Source organism: Pseudomonas sp. ADAK18 (assembly GCF_012935695.1).
GTDB lineage: Bacteria > Pseudomonadota > Gammaproteobacteria > Pseudomonadales > Pseudomonadaceae > Aquipseudomonas.
In genome coordinates this window covers 1,218,092-1,232,971 of record NZ_CP052859.1, presented here as the reverse complement: position 1 = coordinate 1,232,971, position 14,880 = coordinate 1,218,092, and the positions used below count along the sequence as shown (strand labels likewise).

The following is a 14,880-nucleotide window of genomic DNA, read 5'->3' as shown; positions in this document are numbered from 1 at the left end:
GGAAAGACCTCGATGAAACCTCTCATAAGCATCGCCATCACACTTATCGTCACACTATTACTCTTTCTCGCTTTCAATCTGGTATGGGCACTGAAACTCCCCAATACCCGGCTGTACCTGTCAGAGCAAAAAATCCACACGCTGTCCGAACCCACCAACACCATGCTCGCCACACTCGAGCACTCCATGGATCTGTACTTTTTCAACTCGAGAAAACACCCTCAAAAGAGCGCCGTGTTGGAGCGTTACGGTAGGGATGTCGAGACACTGCTCAAAGAGTACGAAAAAGCCGCAAATGGCAAAATCAGATTGCACCTTATCGATCCCATGCCTTTTTCCGAGGATGAATACAAAGCCAAGCTATTGGGCCTGGACGGCAAGCAAGGGTTCTTCGGCCTTGTCGGGGTCAATGCGAACAATGCTGCACAAAAAATCGAGTCCTTCAGCCCCGGTCAGGAGTCGTTACTGGAGTATGAGATCAGCCATCTGATCTCCAAGGTGACCCATCCCGAACAAGCCGTTATAGGCCTGATATCAGGGCTGCCGATGGATGGCGAACGGGATGAGCATAACCGAACAACCTCGCCTCCCTGGCGATTACTCCAGGAGATTCGTCGGCACTTCAACCTGATGAGCCTGGCGAACGATATCGAACAGATTCCCGATCATGTTAAAACCCTGATGCTGGTTCATCCCAAACGATTACCCGATCGAACCTTGTATGCCATTGACCAGTTTGTACAGGGCGGTGGCAAGCTGATGTTATTTATTGATCCGTTGAGCGAACTGGACACCAGCCCAGAAACATCAGACAAATACTCGAACCTGCCAGGAATGTTGACCGCTTGGGGGCTGCAGATGCCTGCTCATAAAGTACTCGCCGATCGCCTCTACGCCACCCCGGTTGTTCTCACCGACGGGCATCCACCCATCCGCCATCCGGCAGCACTTACCTTGCCGCGCCAGGCAATGGCACAGAACGACGTCAGCACCTGGAAGCTGGGCACTGTGACGGTGTTAAGCAGTGGCGCACTTATTGCGCTTAAAAAGAGCCGTACCACCTTCACTCCCCTGCTCCAAAGCTCGGGCCAAGCAGCCCTGTTTGATGCTGGCCGCTTCGCCAGCCCAACCGAATTTGACTCATTGAACAACGAGGCCACAACTCGCGGACAACGCCATGTCATCGCCGCCCGTATTCAGGGGCCTGCGTACTCAGCATTTGCGGGTGATACCAACGTCCAGAATACCGGTTTGCAAAAAGCGGCCCACATTCATGTGGTGGTGATCGCCGACACCGACCTGCTCAGCGACCGTGTATGGAGCGCGATACAGGACCGCAATGGGAAAAGCATCACGTATTCAGGTAATGCGAGGTTTGTCCTCAATACATTGGACAACCTTTCCGGTCCCGATACGCTGATGAACATTCGGCCCCATGCAGGCATCCGCCGACCACTGCTGGTACTGGAGAAGTTACGCAACGACGCTGCGCAGGATTACCGTGAAAAATCTGCCGCACTGGAGCTGCGCCTGGACCAGACGGAAAAGGAATGGCAATCCCTCCAACTGCCGTCATTCAGTACAGGAGTGGTCACACCAAACCCGCTGCTGCAAGCGCTCAACAAAGAACGTCTGCGCTTACCCATGGAGCTTCACGCATTAAAAATTCAGGCCTACGCGAAGGTCTACGCTTTGGAGCGAAACGTAAAACTGCTCAACACCGTTACGCTACCGCTGATACTCAGCCTGATAGCCCTGGGTGTTTTCCTGTCCCGCCGATATCGTCAGTTCCCACCCTCGGCGATCCATTACTGAGACGGCTCAACGCCGTGTAATCAACCCTTGCCGTGAGATACGGGTCAATTGCCGGATAACTTCGCCAGCCTCGCTGGCACTTGGCGCTTGAATGACCGCCAGGTCAAAACTGTCGGTGGCAAAGCGGGAAAGAGAATCACCGTCGTCGACAAACTGGATCAGAAAGGCCGAAGGCCTGCCAGTGCGGCGCGGCCAACCATCCAGATAACGCAATAGCGTAGGCTGATGTTTGCCACCCAGCAGGATTTTCGGATTGCGCTGAGTGAGACCCGCAGTGATCGGGGCCAAGCGTATGAGAGGGCGTAGTGCATTCATCGTGTCGTGTCTCTGCCTCAAAAGTCTGCGGGCAGGTGAGAGGCAACACCGAACCAGCGCTTTAGCGGTATTTCGAAACCTGGATCAGGTTTCTGTCGGGACTGTTCTCAGTCACCTGTGGCGCCCCGCAATTAGCTGTTTAAATCGGCGCATAAGCAGCATCCTAGAGAAGCCTGTGGGGCGGTGTCAAGAATCCCGAGCAACGAAAAGGCCCGCACGGGCGGGCCTTTTAAGGGACTTGCAATATCTCAGTTGGCGATTGCACGGTCGGCAGACAATTTGCCAGCACCTTCCAGCATCACGGCGATAGTGCCACCCAGCAAGGCCAGCGCAAACTCATAACCGTTGTTGGCCATGAACAGCCCGTTATGGATGTGCACCGAGAAGATCGCCACCAACGAAATAATGCTCAGGCCCAGTGCCGCAGGCCGCGCCAGCAAACCGATGATCAGTGCCAGGCCGGCGAAGAACTCAGTACCACCCGACAGCAGCGCCATTAGGGTGCCCGGAGCCAGACCGATACTTTCCATCCACTGTGCAGTGCCGGCCAAACCACCACCGCCGAACCAGCCGAAGAGCTTTTGCGAACCGTGGGCAGCGAAGACGATACCAACAAAAATTCGCAGGACTGTCAGGCCGTAGCCGGCGCGGGTGGACAGAAGGCTTTTGATCACTGGGCTCATGCTGGTAAATCCTTTTCAAGATAGGGGTTGGTTGGCCGCTATATTAATCAGTTTAAGGAATGATAAAAGCCGAAAAAATGCCGAATTAATATCGATTTAATCGATTATTTGCGTGAGGCAATCTTCGGCGTCGGCGGTTCAAGGGAATCCCGCTCCCGATCAAACGCCAAATAGTACTTGTTGACGCTATTAACATAGCTGACGCCGCCCATTCCCACCTGCTCCATGGCAATGCGTTCGACCTGGAAAAACCACTGATTGGGATTCAAGCCCCGTCGCCGGGCCTCGGCGCGCATGCCTTGTACCCGTTCCGGGCCCATGTTGTAGGCCGCCAGGATAAACGCCATGCGCTCACGCTCGTTAAGTTTGGGGCTGGCGAAAAACTTGCGACGGATCAGCGCCAAGTAACGCGCGCTTGCCTGCACATTGCTGTCCAGGGTCTGAATATTGTTGACCCCTACCCGCTGGGCGGCTGACGGTGTGATCTGCATCAGGCCGGTGGGGCCGCTGGCACTTTTTGCACTGGGATCAAGGGATGACTCCTTGAACGCCACAGCGGCCAGGTTCAGCCAGTCCATCCCCTGCTCCCGAGCATGTTTCTGCAACACCGGCCGTAGCTTTTCCAGGCGCTGGCGGTCAGCCCGGGCCAATGGATAACGCACTTGATACAGGCGACGGTAGACACGCTGGAAGGCAACATCCTGATCGGCTGGGGTCTTGTAGGTCTTCAGGAAGCGGTCAATGCTGGCCCGCAACATTGCGGCGTCCTGGCGGACAAACCAGTATTCTTCGCCCGGCTCCCTGATCGTCACTTGTCGATCAAAGCGCAACTTGGGCAGGACCTTCGACCAACGCTCGGCAATCGGGCGCTCGACGATGGTCAGGTGGAAAATACCGGCCTGGACCATCTCCAGCACGTCCTCCACGGCCAGACTGGGATCGACCCACTCCACTTTCACCGGCGGCAACTTGCGCAACGCCAGCTTCTGGTTGATCTGGTTTACCGCCTCCCCAGCCGCACTGCCAGTGGTCAGGGCCAGGGTCCGGCCGGACAACTGCTCCAATCGGGTAAACCGTCGCTCGCCCTTGACCCCGACGAGCCACAGAGGCACGTCACTGACAATCGGGTCGCTGGTGCTGATCTTGTGCGTCGCCTTCAGATCCAGCAGTTCTCCGGGCGCTACCAGATCCCCTTCGCCACGCGCCAGCGCGCCCAGCAACTGGTCCTTGGCCTTGGGAATAATCTTGAGGTTGATTGCCTGACCGTCGCGGGCGTGGCCGTTGAGGTATTGCTCGAAGGCGCGCAGTCGATGGTACTCAGCACCGATGGCCTGGCCCTGGACTTCACCCGAGCTATTGCGGCTCTGGTTGACCAATACACGCAAGGTGCGGCTGTTGCGAATTTCGGCAAGGTCGCGGACCTTGCCCGGCTTGGCCGCTTCTGGCGGCCCGGGCAGACGCGCAACCGCCGCCGGAGGCAGCAGTAACGTCAGGCACAGCATGAGCAACGCCGAGGGTCGGATCATCCGCTCTCCGGAAAGAATACGGCCCAACAACTCATCTACGACAAGGCATTGGGGGACAGAAACAGAGCGCCGTGAGCGCAGGCTTTGGTTGCAAGGGCGGCACGGTGGAAGGCACTCGGCCAAACACGGTGTCACTCGTGACATACAAAGACAGCTTCAACTCGTTGTAGTTCTTGGCTTTTCTTATAAATCTACAGCTCTGATATGCTTTCCGACCGCAGGCGGAGATAGCACCATGCAACTCATTGATATCGGCGTCAACCTGACCAACCCAAGTTTCGACGACAAGCACCAGGCCGTACTGGACCGTGCGTATGCCGCCGGGGTCAGCCAATTGGTCCTCACCGGCACCAGTGTGGAGGGCAGCGAGCAGGCCCTGGAGCTCTGTCATCGACTGGATGAAACTGACCAACGGTTATTCGCCACCGCCGGTATTCACCCCCATAGCGCCAGCGACTGGAATGCTGACAGCGCACAACGCCTGCGAGCGCTGCTCAAGGAAAACCGCGTGCGCGCGGTGGGTGAATGTGGGCTGGATTTCAACCGGGATTTCTCGCCACGCCCGCAACAGGAAAAAGTCCTCGAAGAACACCTGGCCCTGGCCGTGGAGCTCAAGTTACCGGTGTTTCTCCATGAACGGGACGCCAACCAGCGCTTGCTGGAAATCCTTCGGGACTATCGCGATCACCTGTCCGCCGCCGTGGTGCACTGCTTCACCGGTGAACAGCGCGCTCTGTTCAGCTACCTCGACCTGGACTTGCATATCGGCATTACCGGGTGGATCTGTGATGAGCGTCGTGGGACACACCTGCATCCCTTAGTCAGGGAAATTCCCCGAGGCCGTCTGATGCTGGAAAGCGATGCGCCATACCTTTTGCCACGCACCCTGCGCCCCAAACCAAAGAACGGCCGTAATGAACCCGCCTATCTGCCAGAAGTGTTGCGCGAAGTCGCCTTGCATCGTGAAGAAAGCACAGACGATCTGGCCCAACACAGTACCGCCTGCGCCCGCGCCTTTTTCGGACTGCCTGTGCCGGATTGACGCGGCACATTGACCCACATCAAGGCCCTTTCCCTGAGTAGCGGCACAATAATGGCACCTTGCCAATGCTGTTTCCGCTATCAGAGAAAACCTTCCATGGGTGCCTGGCTTAGCAACATCTCACTGAAGTACAAATTCTGGGCCGTCAATGCGGTCGCCTTCATCACCACGCTGCTGCTGGTGCTGTACGCAGTACAGCTCGAACAACAGGCCCGCAGCCAAGCCTCCCAAACCTCCGCGCTGGCTCAGGGACAATTGCTCGGCGCCTGGCCCGCGAATCAGGCGCTGCCCAAAGGCGAGCAATGGCTGACGTTCGCACGGGGTCAGATCCCACAGTTGGCAGACAAGGATCTGTCAGCCCTGAGCACAGCCAGCGGTTGGGTTGAGTTCAATCACATGCCGCTGTTCGGTGAAAACCCGCTGATGGGTGCCGACGTGATCGCCCGGCCCGACGGCCAGCAGGTTGCCGTACTGGCTTATGCACCAAGTTTGAGCCAGGTGTTCACTGAGCGCTTCGCCAACTACGCCGTAGCGGTGATGATCCTGATGCTGGCCATGCTCGGCGCCTCGCAACTGCTGATCCGCTTCCTGCTCAGCCAGCTCAACACCTTGAAAGACGTGATGCTGCATGTGGAAAAAACCGGCGATTTATCGGCCCGCGTGCCGCTGGCCTGCACTGATGAGGTCGGCCAGATGGCCAGTGCGTTCAACGCCATGCAAGCCGGCTATCAACGCGTGGTCAACACTGTGGCGCGCACCGCCAGGCAACTGGACGAAGGGGCCGCACGCCTGGCCAGCAGCATGAATGAAGTCCAGCACGGCATGCTCGGCCAGCAAAGCGAAACCGACCAGGCCGCCACGGCCATCAATGAGATGACCGCTACCGTGTACCACATCGCCCAGCATGCCAGCGCCACCCGTGATCTGTCGCAGACCGCCGACACCCTGGCCGGCAGCGGCCAGGAAGTGGTAGGCCGTGTGCAACGCTCGATTGCCGGGTTATCCACAGGCGTTCAACAAACCGCTGAGATGATCCAGAAGCTGGCCGAGGACAGCCAGAAAATCAACGGCGTGGTCGGCGTGATTCACAGCATCGCGGAACAAACCAACCTGCTGGCCCTCAACGCTGCCATCGAGGCGGCCCGTGCCGGGGAAATGGGCCGTGGCTTTGCGGTAGTCGCCGACGAGGTGCGCAACCTGGCCAAACGCGTACAAAGCTCCACCGACGAAATCACCCGCATGGTTTCGGCCCTGCAGGCCGGCACTCGGGATGCGGTGGACTTCATGCAGGAAAGCTCGTTCAAGGCCGACGACTGCGTGCAACAGGCCCAGGAAGCCCGTGCAGCACTCGCGCAGATCACCGGTGCCGTGGCGCAGATGCGTGAAAGCAACACCCAGATCGCCGTTGCCGCCGAACAGCAAAGTCACGTGGCCGAAGAGATGAACCGGGCGGTGGTGAGTATTCGTGACGTCACTGAAAACACCGTGCAACAGACCGTGGATTCGGCAACCACGAGCAATGAGCTGGCCACGTTGGCCGGGGAATTGAGCCGGGCGATTGGTCAATTGAAGTTATAGCTATAGCCTCGATAGCCAGCCTTGATTCGCCTGGCTATCCAGCCCAACCTAAACTCTGTTCAAGTTGTTTCAGAACAGAGGATTTGATCATGGGCAAACGTCATCCAAACATTCCCGCCTGGCAATGGCGCAATCACCCACAGAGCCATCAGCATTCGACCAATCAGGTTCTGCAACTGATTGCACTGCCACTGTTCATCATCGGTTTTCTGCTGATTGCCTCCGGAGTGTTCAGCTTGAACTTGGCCAGTGTTGCCGTCGGGGTTGTCGGGTTGCTGGCAGCCATGGCCCTGCAACACCATGGCCGCAGCCTGGAGGCTCGTACGGCTAACGCCTCCAGCGATCGGCACCTGTTGGTCTGAGGGCCTAAGCGAACACCACCACGGTCTGCCGGCTCAGGGCCATCAACTGCCCGGTGGGGCTCCAAAGCGCGGCGGCAGCATGACCATAGCCGTCGCGGGCATGCTCGATCTGCACATGGTACTGGCACCAGTCCAGCGTGGTGAGGTCCTGCAAGGGTTGAACGAATTCGATGGTCCAAGTCAACGTGCTGCCCGGCGCCGGCTGGGTCAGGTGAGGTAACAGGGCCGGCGGCCAAGCATCCACCAATGCGAGGATGTAGGCCTCAGTCAATGGCTCTTCCTTCACATCCCCACGCAAGCGCACCCAGCCGCCCATCTCGCGAGATTTGTTACCGGTGAATGGCAGGCCACCCACACTCCAGCGCATGGCCAGATGGCGCATGAACTCGGGGGTCACGCCTTTGATATAGGGCAGTTCCTGGCACTCGTCCCAGTGTTTGAAGGTAGGTGCCGGTTCGGCCACGACATTAATCTGCGAAGGCCGCGAAGCGCCGAAGCTGGCTTGTACCAGGGTCATCACCTCACCGTTCTGCACCACCCGGCCCAGCAACTGGCTGACGGCCTTGCCTTCACGCAGCACTTCGACTTGATAACTGGCCGGCAAATCCGGCGCCACCGGGCCGACAAAGGTAATGGCCAACGAGCGCAGCGGTCGATCTGCCGGCACTTTGGCGCGCAGGGCTTCGTACTGCAAGGCGGCGACCAGGCCACCAAATGTGGCTCGGCCCTGGGCCCACTCGGCCGGGATCGTCACGTCCAGGGGATGGCTACGGGCAGCGTCGAGCAAATCACAAAAGCGCATGGCGACCTCAATTCAACGAAAAACGGTTGAGGGATCTTAACCAGCGCGCGGCTACGGCACACCACCTATTCCGGCCAAACAAGCGGACAGATAAGCCTTAGGCCTTATTCGTGAAACAGTCGGCGCTCAATTTATCCAGCACTCGATCCGCCCGCCCTTCCGCTTCGGACACAGTCCGATGCCAAACGGCGACGCAGGGTTGCAAATCCACCTGGTGTTCAGCCTGGGCCAGCCATTGCCAGCAATCGTGCCAGTCACCCAGCGCGCCCTGAGCAGACTTGAGTCGTGACATGGCTTTGTCCGGCAACTTCCCCAGTTGCGGATAAGCCTGCGCCGCATAGCGCACCCGCTTGATCAGCAGGCGCAAGCGATGACGGTCATGGTCGGGGTCGTGCAACGCCACATCCAGTTTCTGCCACTGCTTGGCCAGGCGCTTTTCAATGCGTGGACGCAGGCCCCTGAGCAGCTTTTGCCGCTGAGACGCGCGGATAAACCGCGGGAATGCATCAAGGATCAACAACAGTTGTGCCAGCTCCGGCCCTCGGGCCACTTGGCGATACGCATCCGACTGTTGAGCCATACGGCGGGCAGCGGCCTCATGATGGCCGTGCTGGTGAAGATAGGCCGCCAGGACCTCACGGTCCCGCAGTGGCGTGGTCAGTTGGCCGACGCCACTGGCGGCGGCCTCCAATTGTTCGACACCGGGTAAACCACGCAACGGCCGCAGCAGGCTGCGCAGGCGTCGTACGGTAGTACGCAGGTCGTGCAAGGCTTCATCATCGGTGACCGCTGCAAGGCGCGCCTGGCAGTTCAGCAACCCAACTTCCAGGCCAATGACCTGAGCGACCAACTGATCTACCAAGGCAGACATGCTTACTTCCCCTGTTCATCATCGGGGCGCCTGATGCAGCCAGCGCCACGCACCACCTTAACGACTACTACTCCATGACACGGTGATCGGGATCAACGCCCAGCACGAGACTCACGAATGTAGAAGCGGGCTTTCTCGGCCTTGTTGGAGCATCCTTCGAAGGCTTCGAATTGCTGCTGGGTCTTGGCACCGGTCAGCAGGGACAGGGCCTTGGAGTAACTCACGGTGCCAGCGAAGCCTTCAGCCTTGGCCAGGTCCAGCTCTTTCCAGGCCGAATCCAACTGCGAAGCACAGCTGTCGCGATAAGCAGTTTTTCCTGCGCAACCGGCCAGCGCCAATACGATCACAGGCAAACACATCCAGGCTTTCATCAATGACACCTCAAAAAAAGAAAAACAGTCGTGGTAAGTAGACGTTGCCTACAACAAAAAGTGCCTTGTCAGGCAGCCTGAAATCCAAAGTCCTATTGCCGAAGCATACCCGAGCAGAATGTCTCCCTCGCAAAAATAATCCACGTAGGCAGCGAATATTGAAGCCACCTCTCGATGGGTGCATTGTGGGCACCTGTTTTACGAAGGACTCAGATCATGAAGAAACGTGTTGCATTGGTGCTGGGCTCCGGCGGTGCTCGGGGTTACGCCCATATCGGAGTGATCGAAGAGATCGAAAAACGCGGCTATGACATCGCCTGTATTGCCGGCTGTTCCATGGGTGCGGTAGTGGGCGGAATCTACGCCGCGGGCAAGCTGGACGAGTATCGAAACTGGATCGAAAGCCTGGACTACCTGGACGTACTGCGCCTGGTGGACGTGAGCTTTCGTCTCGGTGCCATACGCGGCGAAAAGGTCTTCGGACAGATTCGCAAGATCGTCGGCGAGATCAATATCGAAGACCTGCGTATCCCCTACACCGCGGTGGCCACCGACCTGACCAACCAGCAGGAAATCTGGTTCCAGGAAGGCTGCCTGCATCAGGCCATGCGTGCTTCAGCCGCCATTCCCAGCCTGTTCACCCCGGTGATGCAAGGCAACCGTATGTTGGTGGACGGCGGCCTGCTCAACCCGCTGCCCATCGTGCCGGTGGTGTCGAGCCACTGCGATCTGATCATCGCAGTCAACCTCAACTCCACTAACCAGAAGCACTACCAACTGCCGGTGATTCAACGTCCACCTGCGTTCAAGAGCCGCTTTGACAACCTGGTACGTTCGCTGGGTTCGCACTTGCCATTTCGCCGCAAGCAGGCCGAGCAGTTACTGCTGCTGGAGCAGGAAGCCCTGCAAGCCCAAGCCGCCGACATCAACCCGTGGCTGGAGTCCGCCGAACCCGAAGCACAACAGCCTGCCGCCGCGCCGGAAAAGGCCGGAGCGCCGAAGTCCGCCACCGGTTCATTCATCATCGACAACGTTGGCCCTGCATCGCTGCTGGACCTGATCAACCAGAGCTTCGAGGTGATGCAGACTTCACTGGCGCAGTACAAGATCGCCGGTTACCCACCGGACATTCTGATCAACGTGCCGAAGCGGGTGTGCCGATTTTTCGAGTTCTACAAGGCGCCGGAATTGATCGCCCTGGGGCGGGAGATTGCCAGCGATACGTTGGATCGGTATGAGAGTGAGCAGCAATGAATTTTCTGTGTGGCTACTGACGCCTTCGCGAGCAAGCCCGCGAAGGCGTCCATACGGGCACCACACATCTATCAGGTATCAGCCCTCGGTATTCAACAACCGATACCCAACCCCCGCCTCGGTCACGATAAACCTCGGCTGGGTCGGATCATCCGCCAGCTTCTGACGCAAATGCCCCACGACGATCCGCAGGTAATGACTGTCTTCGGTATGGGTCGGGCCCCAGATATCCTTGAGCAATTGCTGTTGGGTAATCACTCGGCCGGGATGCCGCGCCAGTTGCGCCAGCACCGCATATTCCTTGCGGGTCAGGGCCACTTCGGCGCCGTCCAGCAACACCCGACGATAGGCCAAGTCGACGGTCAGCGGCCCGAAGCGCAACGCCGCTTCCTGGGCCTCACCCGCCGGTGCCTGACGTAACAGGGCCCGCACACGGGCAAGGAACTCCTGGATACCGAAGGGTTTGGTCACGTAGTCATTGGCGCCGTTATCCAGCGCCTCGACCTTCTGTACTTCGCTGGCACGCACCGACAGCACCAACACCGGCACCGTCGACCATTCACGAAACTCGCGCAGTACTTGCTGGCCGTCCATGTCCGGCAGGCCGAGGTCGAGGACCAACAGGTCCGGTTTACTCAAGGCGGCCTGGGCCAGGCCTTCGTTGCCGGTCCCGGCCTCGATTACTTTGTAGCCCTGGGAGGCCAGGCTGATGCGCAAGAACTTGCGGATCTGCGGTTCGTCGTCAATGACCAAAATCGTCGCAGTCTGGCTCATGGTGTCCAATCAAAATCCGTGAAAAAAAGAGGGTAGCTCAAGGTTCGCTTTCCAGGCCAGGCTGGGCCTGCAAAGGCAGAAATAAGGTGATGCAAGTGCCCCGCCCTTCAATGCCCTCCGCCACACTGATATGCCCGCCGTGGGCACCGACCATGCCCTGGCAGATCGCCAAGCCGAGCCCGGTGCCCTGCCCTCCGCGATCACCGCGGGCGGCGGTGTAGAACATGTCGAAAATCTTCGCCCGCTCATCCTCGGGAATCCCCGGGCCTTCATCGCTGACCGCAAAAAACAACTGCTGGTCGAGCACGCCGGCGCGTAGTTGCAAACGGCCGTGGGGCGGCGAGAAACGCGCGGCGTTTTCCAGCACATTCACCAGCGCCTGCTCGATCAATGCCGCGTGCACGTACAACAACGGCAGTTCGGCTGGAACATCAGCCGTGACCTGCAACGGCGCCAGCACCGCGCGCAAGCGGCCCAACGAGCTGCCGACGATATCGCCGGGCGACACCCAATCCCGCGCCAGCTTCAAGGCACCGTGGCCCAGGCGTGTCATGTCCAGCAGGTTCTGAATATAGCGGTCCAGACGCTCGGCTTCGTCGCGGGTACCTTCCAGCAATTCCCGGCGATCTTCCAGCGGGATGGCCTCGCCGAGGGCCAACAGGCTGTCGATGCTGCCGCGCATGGAGGTCAGCGGCGTGCGCAAATCATGAGACACCGACGCCAACAAGGCACTGCGCAATTGTTCGGTTTCACCGTGCAGGCGAGCGGCTTCCAGCTCCTGGGCCAATTGGGCCCGGGCCAGCGCCTGAGCCAGTGGCTGGCTCAACGCGGTGAGCAAGCGACGGCGTTGGCCGCTCAACTCCCGGCCGGCTTTGGGGCTGACGCCCAGCAAACCCAACGGGCCTTCTTCGCCGGACAATGGCCACCACCACCAGCGACCAAACGGTAAAGTGCCGGTGCCCATACCCGCTGGCTGGTCGTGCTGCCAAGCCCAATCGGCAGCGGCGCGCTCAGCCTCGGTGAAGGTGATCGGGCCGCCGGTATCGACTTTCCAGTCACCCTGCCCGTCGCGATTGACCAGGCATAGGTGCAGGTCGTTCCAGTCTTCAAGGTGATGAGCCGCCGCGCTGATCACCGCCTGGCGATCAGTGGCGGCAGTGAGTTTGCGCGACAGGTCGAGCAGTTCGCTGGTTTCTTCCTGGGTGTCACGCAGGGCTTGCAGTTGCCGGCGTTGGCGAGCGGCCAGGTTACCGGTCAACGCGGCCATCAGCAGGAAGAACAACAGGGTCAGCACGTCTTCTTCACGCTGGATGGCGAAGGAGAAGTTCGGCGGAATAAACAGGAAGTCGTAGGTCAGGAATGACAGCGCCGCACAGGCCAGCGATGGGCCCAGGCTACTGCGCACCGCTACCAGCAACACGGCGGCGAGGAACACCAACGAAATGTTGGGCAACGGCAGAACACTGGACACCGCCCAGGCCACACCGGCGGCCAGCACGGTCGCTAGCACCGCAAGGGCATAGTCGAACCACACCAGGCCACGCACATCCGGCATACGTGGCGGGGTCGGGGCGTCGTCGCTGTCAAGGACGTTGATTTCCAGACCACGGGCATTGCGCAATAGCCGCGAGGCCAGTCCGCCACCGAACACCCGACGATGCCAGCGCGGCCGCGATTGACCCACCAACACGAGGCTGGCGCGACGTTCGACGGCGTGCTGGATCAGGGTCTTGGCCACTTCTCCCGCCCGCAGCAACACCACTTCACCGCCCAGGCGTTCGGCCAGTTGCTGAGCGTTTTGCAGGCGCAGTCGCGATTGCTCATCCCGTACTCGGCCGTTGTCCACGTGCACCAGGCTCCAGGGCAAATGCCGACGCTGAGCCACACGGCTGGCGTGACGCACCAGCCGCTCGGCCTGGGCATCACCGTCCACGCCCACCAACAGCCGCCCGCGCACCGTCGGTGCAGCCTGGCCCAGTTGCCGATAGCCTTGGGTCAAGTCATCGTCGACGTGGGCCGCCGCGGTCTGCATCGCCAGCTCGCGCAAAGCCATGAGATTGGTCTGGGTGAAGAACGCATCGATAGCCGCCCGAGCCTGTTCCGGCACGTAGACCTTACCGTCTCGCAGGCGCTCCAGCAGCTCGCGGGATGGCAGGTCGATCAGCAACAGCTCATCGGCCTCCTGCAATACCCAGTCAGGCAGGGTTTCACGCACCTGGACGCCGGTGATGCCACGCACTTGGTCGTTGAGGCTTTCCAGATGCTGCACGTTGACGGTGGTGAACACGTTGATGCCGGCCGCCAGCAGTTCCTGAATGTCCTGCCAGCGCTTTTCGTGGCGGCTGCCGGGAGCGTTGCTGTGGGCCAGTTCATCTACCAGCACCAGCTTGGGCTTGGCGGCGAGCAGACCGTCGAGGTCCATTTCCTCCAGCATCACGCCGCGGTATTCCGAGCGCAGCAACGGCTGTTGCGGCAGGCCGCTGAGCAAGGCTTCGGTCTCGGCGCGGCCATGGGTCTCCACTACACCGGCGACCAGTCGCACGCCCTGACGCAGTTGGGTATGGGCGGCCTGGAGCATGGCGTAGGTCTTGCCGACACCGGGGGCGGCACCGAGAAACACTTTGAGCCGGCCACGGCCGTCCCGGGGCAAGTCGGCTAACAGGGCATCGGCGCGGCCGGAGTCGCTCATGCGGGAGGTCTTCCTTCAGGTGTTGATGTGGATTTCTTGAGTCCGCCATTCGCGAGCAAGTCGAATGGCGGCCCCCCTGTTTACAACTTTTCCAAAGCCATGTTCAACGCCAGCACATTCACCACCGGCGGGCCCACCAGCGGGCTTTCGATGTGCTCATCCATCAAGCGTTCCAGGGTCGACACCGGCAGATTACGCGCCGCTGCAACCCGCGCCAGTTGATAGGCAATTGCTTGTGGTGGCAAGTGTGGATCAAGACCGCTGCCAGAGGTAGTCAACATCGCCAGAGGCACCGGGCCCTGGCTCGACACCAACAGTTTATTGGCATCGTCGAACACACGGGTAGCCAACGCCGGGTTGCTTGGCCCCAGGTTGCTGGCGCTACTGGAGACGGTAGCAAATGCTCCGGCAGATGGCCGTGGATGAAACCAGCTGTCGCCGGTGAAATCCTGGGCAATCAAGCTTGAACCGCGGACCTTGCCACTGGCATCGTGTACCAGGCTGCCGTTGGCTTGATCAGGGAACGCCACTTGTGCCACACCGGTGACAACCAGGGGATAAGCCACGCCGGTGATCAGGGTCATCAACACCAGCAGGCTCAGGGCCGGGCGGATCATGTTGGACATTTCATATTCCTCAATTCGTTGAACACATCAATTTCTGACACAACTGAAACCCGTGGCGAGGAGGCTTGCCCCCGTTGGGCTGCGCAGCGGCCCCTAGACCGGCCACCTCACTCTGTCTGAAAGAATGCGGCGGTCCTACTGGGGCTGCTGCGCAGCCCAACGCGGGCAAGCC

13 protein-coding genes and 1 pseudogene are annotated in these 14,880 nt (G+C 59.7%); 5 read left to right on the top strand and 9 right to left on the bottom strand.

The features are described 5' to 3' along the window. The first annotated feature begins 12 nt into the window (after nt 1-12). The gene (locus HKK55_RS05705; protein ID WP_169353741.1) at nt 13-1,815 is read left to right on the top strand and encodes a Gldg family protein; all 1,803 of its coding nucleotides are present in this window, start codon (nt 13-15) and stop codon (nt 1,813-1,815) included. Between the two features lie 6 nt (nt 1,816-1,821). On the opposite strand, the gene HKK55_RS05700 is transcribed toward HKK55_RS05705, so the two are convergent. The 3 genes from HKK55_RS05700 to HKK55_RS05690 all read right to left on the bottom strand — a co-directional run bounded on the left by HKK55_RS05700 (nt 1,822) and on the right by HKK55_RS05690 (nt 4,339). Next, entirely contained in the window at nt 1,822-2,130 is a 309-nt protein-coding gene (locus HKK55_RS05700) for a class I SAM-dependent methyltransferase (protein ID WP_169353740.1), read from the bottom strand. A gap of 248 nt (nt 2,131-2,378) precedes the next feature. Beyond that, the gene (locus HKK55_RS05695) at nt 2,379-2,813 is read right to left on the bottom strand and encodes a DoxX family protein (RefSeq protein ID WP_169353739.1); all 435 of its coding nucleotides are present in this window, start codon (nt 2,811-2,813) and stop codon (nt 2,379-2,381) included. A gap of 104 nt (nt 2,814-2,917) precedes the next feature. Beyond that, nucleotides 2,918-4,339 carry a transglycosylase SLT domain-containing protein gene (locus HKK55_RS05690; RefSeq protein WP_169353738.1) on the bottom strand — a complete coding sequence of 474 codons (1,422 nt, stop codon included), beginning with the start codon at nt 4,337-4,339 and terminating at the stop codon, nt 2,918-2,920. Nucleotides 4,340-4,574: 235 nt separating this feature from the next. Here HKK55_RS05690 and HKK55_RS05685 point away from each other — a divergent pair, with 235 nt between their 5' ends. The 3 genes and pseudogenes from HKK55_RS05685 to HKK55_RS05675 form a co-directional block, all read left to right on the top strand. Continuing rightward, a complete protein-coding gene (locus tag HKK55_RS05685) occupies nt 4,575-5,381 on the top strand; it encodes a TatD family hydrolase (RefSeq protein WP_169353737.1) in 807 nt (268 codons plus the stop codon). 96 nt (nt 5,382-5,477) lie between these two features. After that, nucleotides 5,478-6,959, top strand: a complete 1,482-nt coding sequence (locus HKK55_RS05680; RefSeq protein WP_169353736.1) for a methyl-accepting chemotaxis protein — start codon at nt 5,478-5,480, stop codon at nt 6,957-6,959. A gap of 89 nt (nt 6,960-7,048) precedes the next feature. Next, a pseudogene (locus tag HKK55_RS05675) lies at nt 7,049-7,282 on the top strand (terminase); the annotation flags it as partial. Nucleotides 7,283-7,325: 43 nt separating this feature from the next. On the opposite strand, the gene HKK55_RS05670 reads toward HKK55_RS05675, so the two are convergent. The 3 genes from HKK55_RS05670 to HKK55_RS05660 all read right to left on the bottom strand — a co-directional run bounded on the left by HKK55_RS05670 (nt 7,326) and on the right by HKK55_RS05660 (nt 9,365). Next, on the bottom strand, nt 7,326-8,123 hold the full coding sequence (locus HKK55_RS05670; protein WP_169353734.1) for an acyl-CoA thioesterase II: 798 nt from the start codon (nt 8,121-8,123) through the stop codon (nt 7,326-7,328). A gap of 97 nt (nt 8,124-8,220) precedes the next feature. Then, on the bottom strand, nt 8,221-8,994 hold the full coding sequence (locus HKK55_RS05665; RefSeq protein WP_169353733.1) for a CHAD domain-containing protein: 774 nt from the start codon (nt 8,992-8,994) through the stop codon (nt 8,221-8,223). Nucleotides 8,995-9,086: 92 nt separating this feature from the next. Next, nucleotides 9,087-9,365 (bottom strand): hypothetical protein, encoded by a 279-nt coding sequence (locus HKK55_RS05660; protein ID WP_155584321.1) that lies wholly within the window; start codon nt 9,363-9,365, stop codon nt 9,087-9,089. 216 nt (nt 9,366-9,581) lie between these two features. Between HKK55_RS05660 and HKK55_RS05655 the strand changes: the two genes are divergently transcribed. Then, entirely contained in the window at nt 9,582-10,619 is a 1,038-nt protein-coding gene (locus tag HKK55_RS05655; RefSeq protein ID WP_169353732.1) for a patatin-like phospholipase family protein, read from the top strand. A 78-nt stretch (nt 10,620-10,697) separates the two neighbouring features. Here the strand turns inward: HKK55_RS05655 and HKK55_RS05650 are convergent, their stop codons facing one another. The 3 genes from HKK55_RS05650 to kdpC form a co-directional block, all read right to left on the bottom strand. Next, nucleotides 10,698-11,393, bottom strand: coding sequence for a response regulator (locus HKK55_RS05650; RefSeq protein ID WP_169353731.1), 696 nt, complete (start codon nt 11,391-11,393; stop codon nt 10,698-10,700). A 37-nt stretch (nt 11,394-11,430) separates the two neighbouring features. Then, complete coding sequence (locus tag HKK55_RS05645) at nt 11,431-14,082, bottom strand: sensor histidine kinase KdpD (RefSeq protein ID WP_169353730.1); 2,652 nt, start codon at nt 14,080-14,082, stop codon at nt 11,431-11,433. A gap of 80 nt (nt 14,083-14,162) precedes the next feature. Beyond that, nucleotides 14,163-14,708 (bottom strand): potassium-transporting ATPase subunit KdpC, encoded by a 546-nt coding sequence (gene kdpC, locus HKK55_RS05640; RefSeq protein ID WP_169353729.1) that lies wholly within the window; start codon nt 14,706-14,708, stop codon nt 14,163-14,165. Nucleotides 14,709-14,880: the final 172 nt, after the last annotated feature.

Bases quoted from the DNA above. Each gene is read 5' to 3' on its own strand.
- HKK55_RS05645 (WP_169353730.1), bottom strand. From the start codon at position 14,082: ATGAGCGACTCCGGCCGCGCCGATGCCCTGTTAGCCGACTTGCCCCGG.
- HKK55_RS05650 (WP_169353731.1), bottom strand. From the start codon at position 11,393: ATGAGCCAGACTGCGACGATTTTGGTCATTGACGACGAACCGCAGATC.
- HKK55_RS05690 (WP_169353738.1), bottom strand. From the start codon at position 4,339: ATGATCCGACCCTCGGCGTTGCTCATGCTGTGCCTGACGTTACTGCTG.
- kdpC (WP_169353729.1), bottom strand. From the start codon at position 14,708: ATGTCCAACATGATCCGCCCGGCCCTGAGCCTGCTGGTGTTGATGACC.
- HKK55_RS05660 (WP_155584321.1), bottom strand. From the start codon at position 9,365: ATGAAAGCCTGGATGTGTTTGCCTGTGATCGTATTGGCGCTGGCCGGT.
- HKK55_RS05670 (WP_169353734.1), bottom strand. From the start codon at position 8,123: ATGCGCTTTTGTGATTTGCTCGACGCTGCCCGTAGCCATCCCCTGGAC.
- HKK55_RS05655 (WP_169353732.1), top strand. From the start codon at position 9,582: ATGAAGAAACGTGTTGCATTGGTGCTGGGCTCCGGCGGTGCTCGGGGT.
- HKK55_RS05680 (WP_169353736.1), top strand. From the start codon at position 5,478: ATGGGTGCCTGGCTTAGCAACATCTCACTGAAGTACAAATTCTGGGCC.
- HKK55_RS05705 (WP_169353741.1), top strand. From the start codon at position 13: ATGAAACCTCTCATAAGCATCGCCATCACACTTATCGTCACACTATTA.
- HKK55_RS05695 (WP_169353739.1), bottom strand. From the start codon at position 2,813: ATGAGCCCAGTGATCAAAAGCCTTCTGTCCACCCGCGCCGGCTACGGC.
- HKK55_RS05685 (WP_169353737.1), top strand. From the start codon at position 4,575: ATGCAACTCATTGATATCGGCGTCAACCTGACCAACCCAAGTTTCGAC.
- HKK55_RS05665 (WP_169353733.1), bottom strand. From the start codon at position 8,994: ATGTCTGCCTTGGTAGATCAGTTGGTCGCTCAGGTCATTGGCCTGGAA.
- HKK55_RS05700 (WP_169353740.1), bottom strand. From the start codon at position 2,130: ATGAATGCACTACGCCCTCTCATACGCTTGGCCCCGATCACTGCGGGT.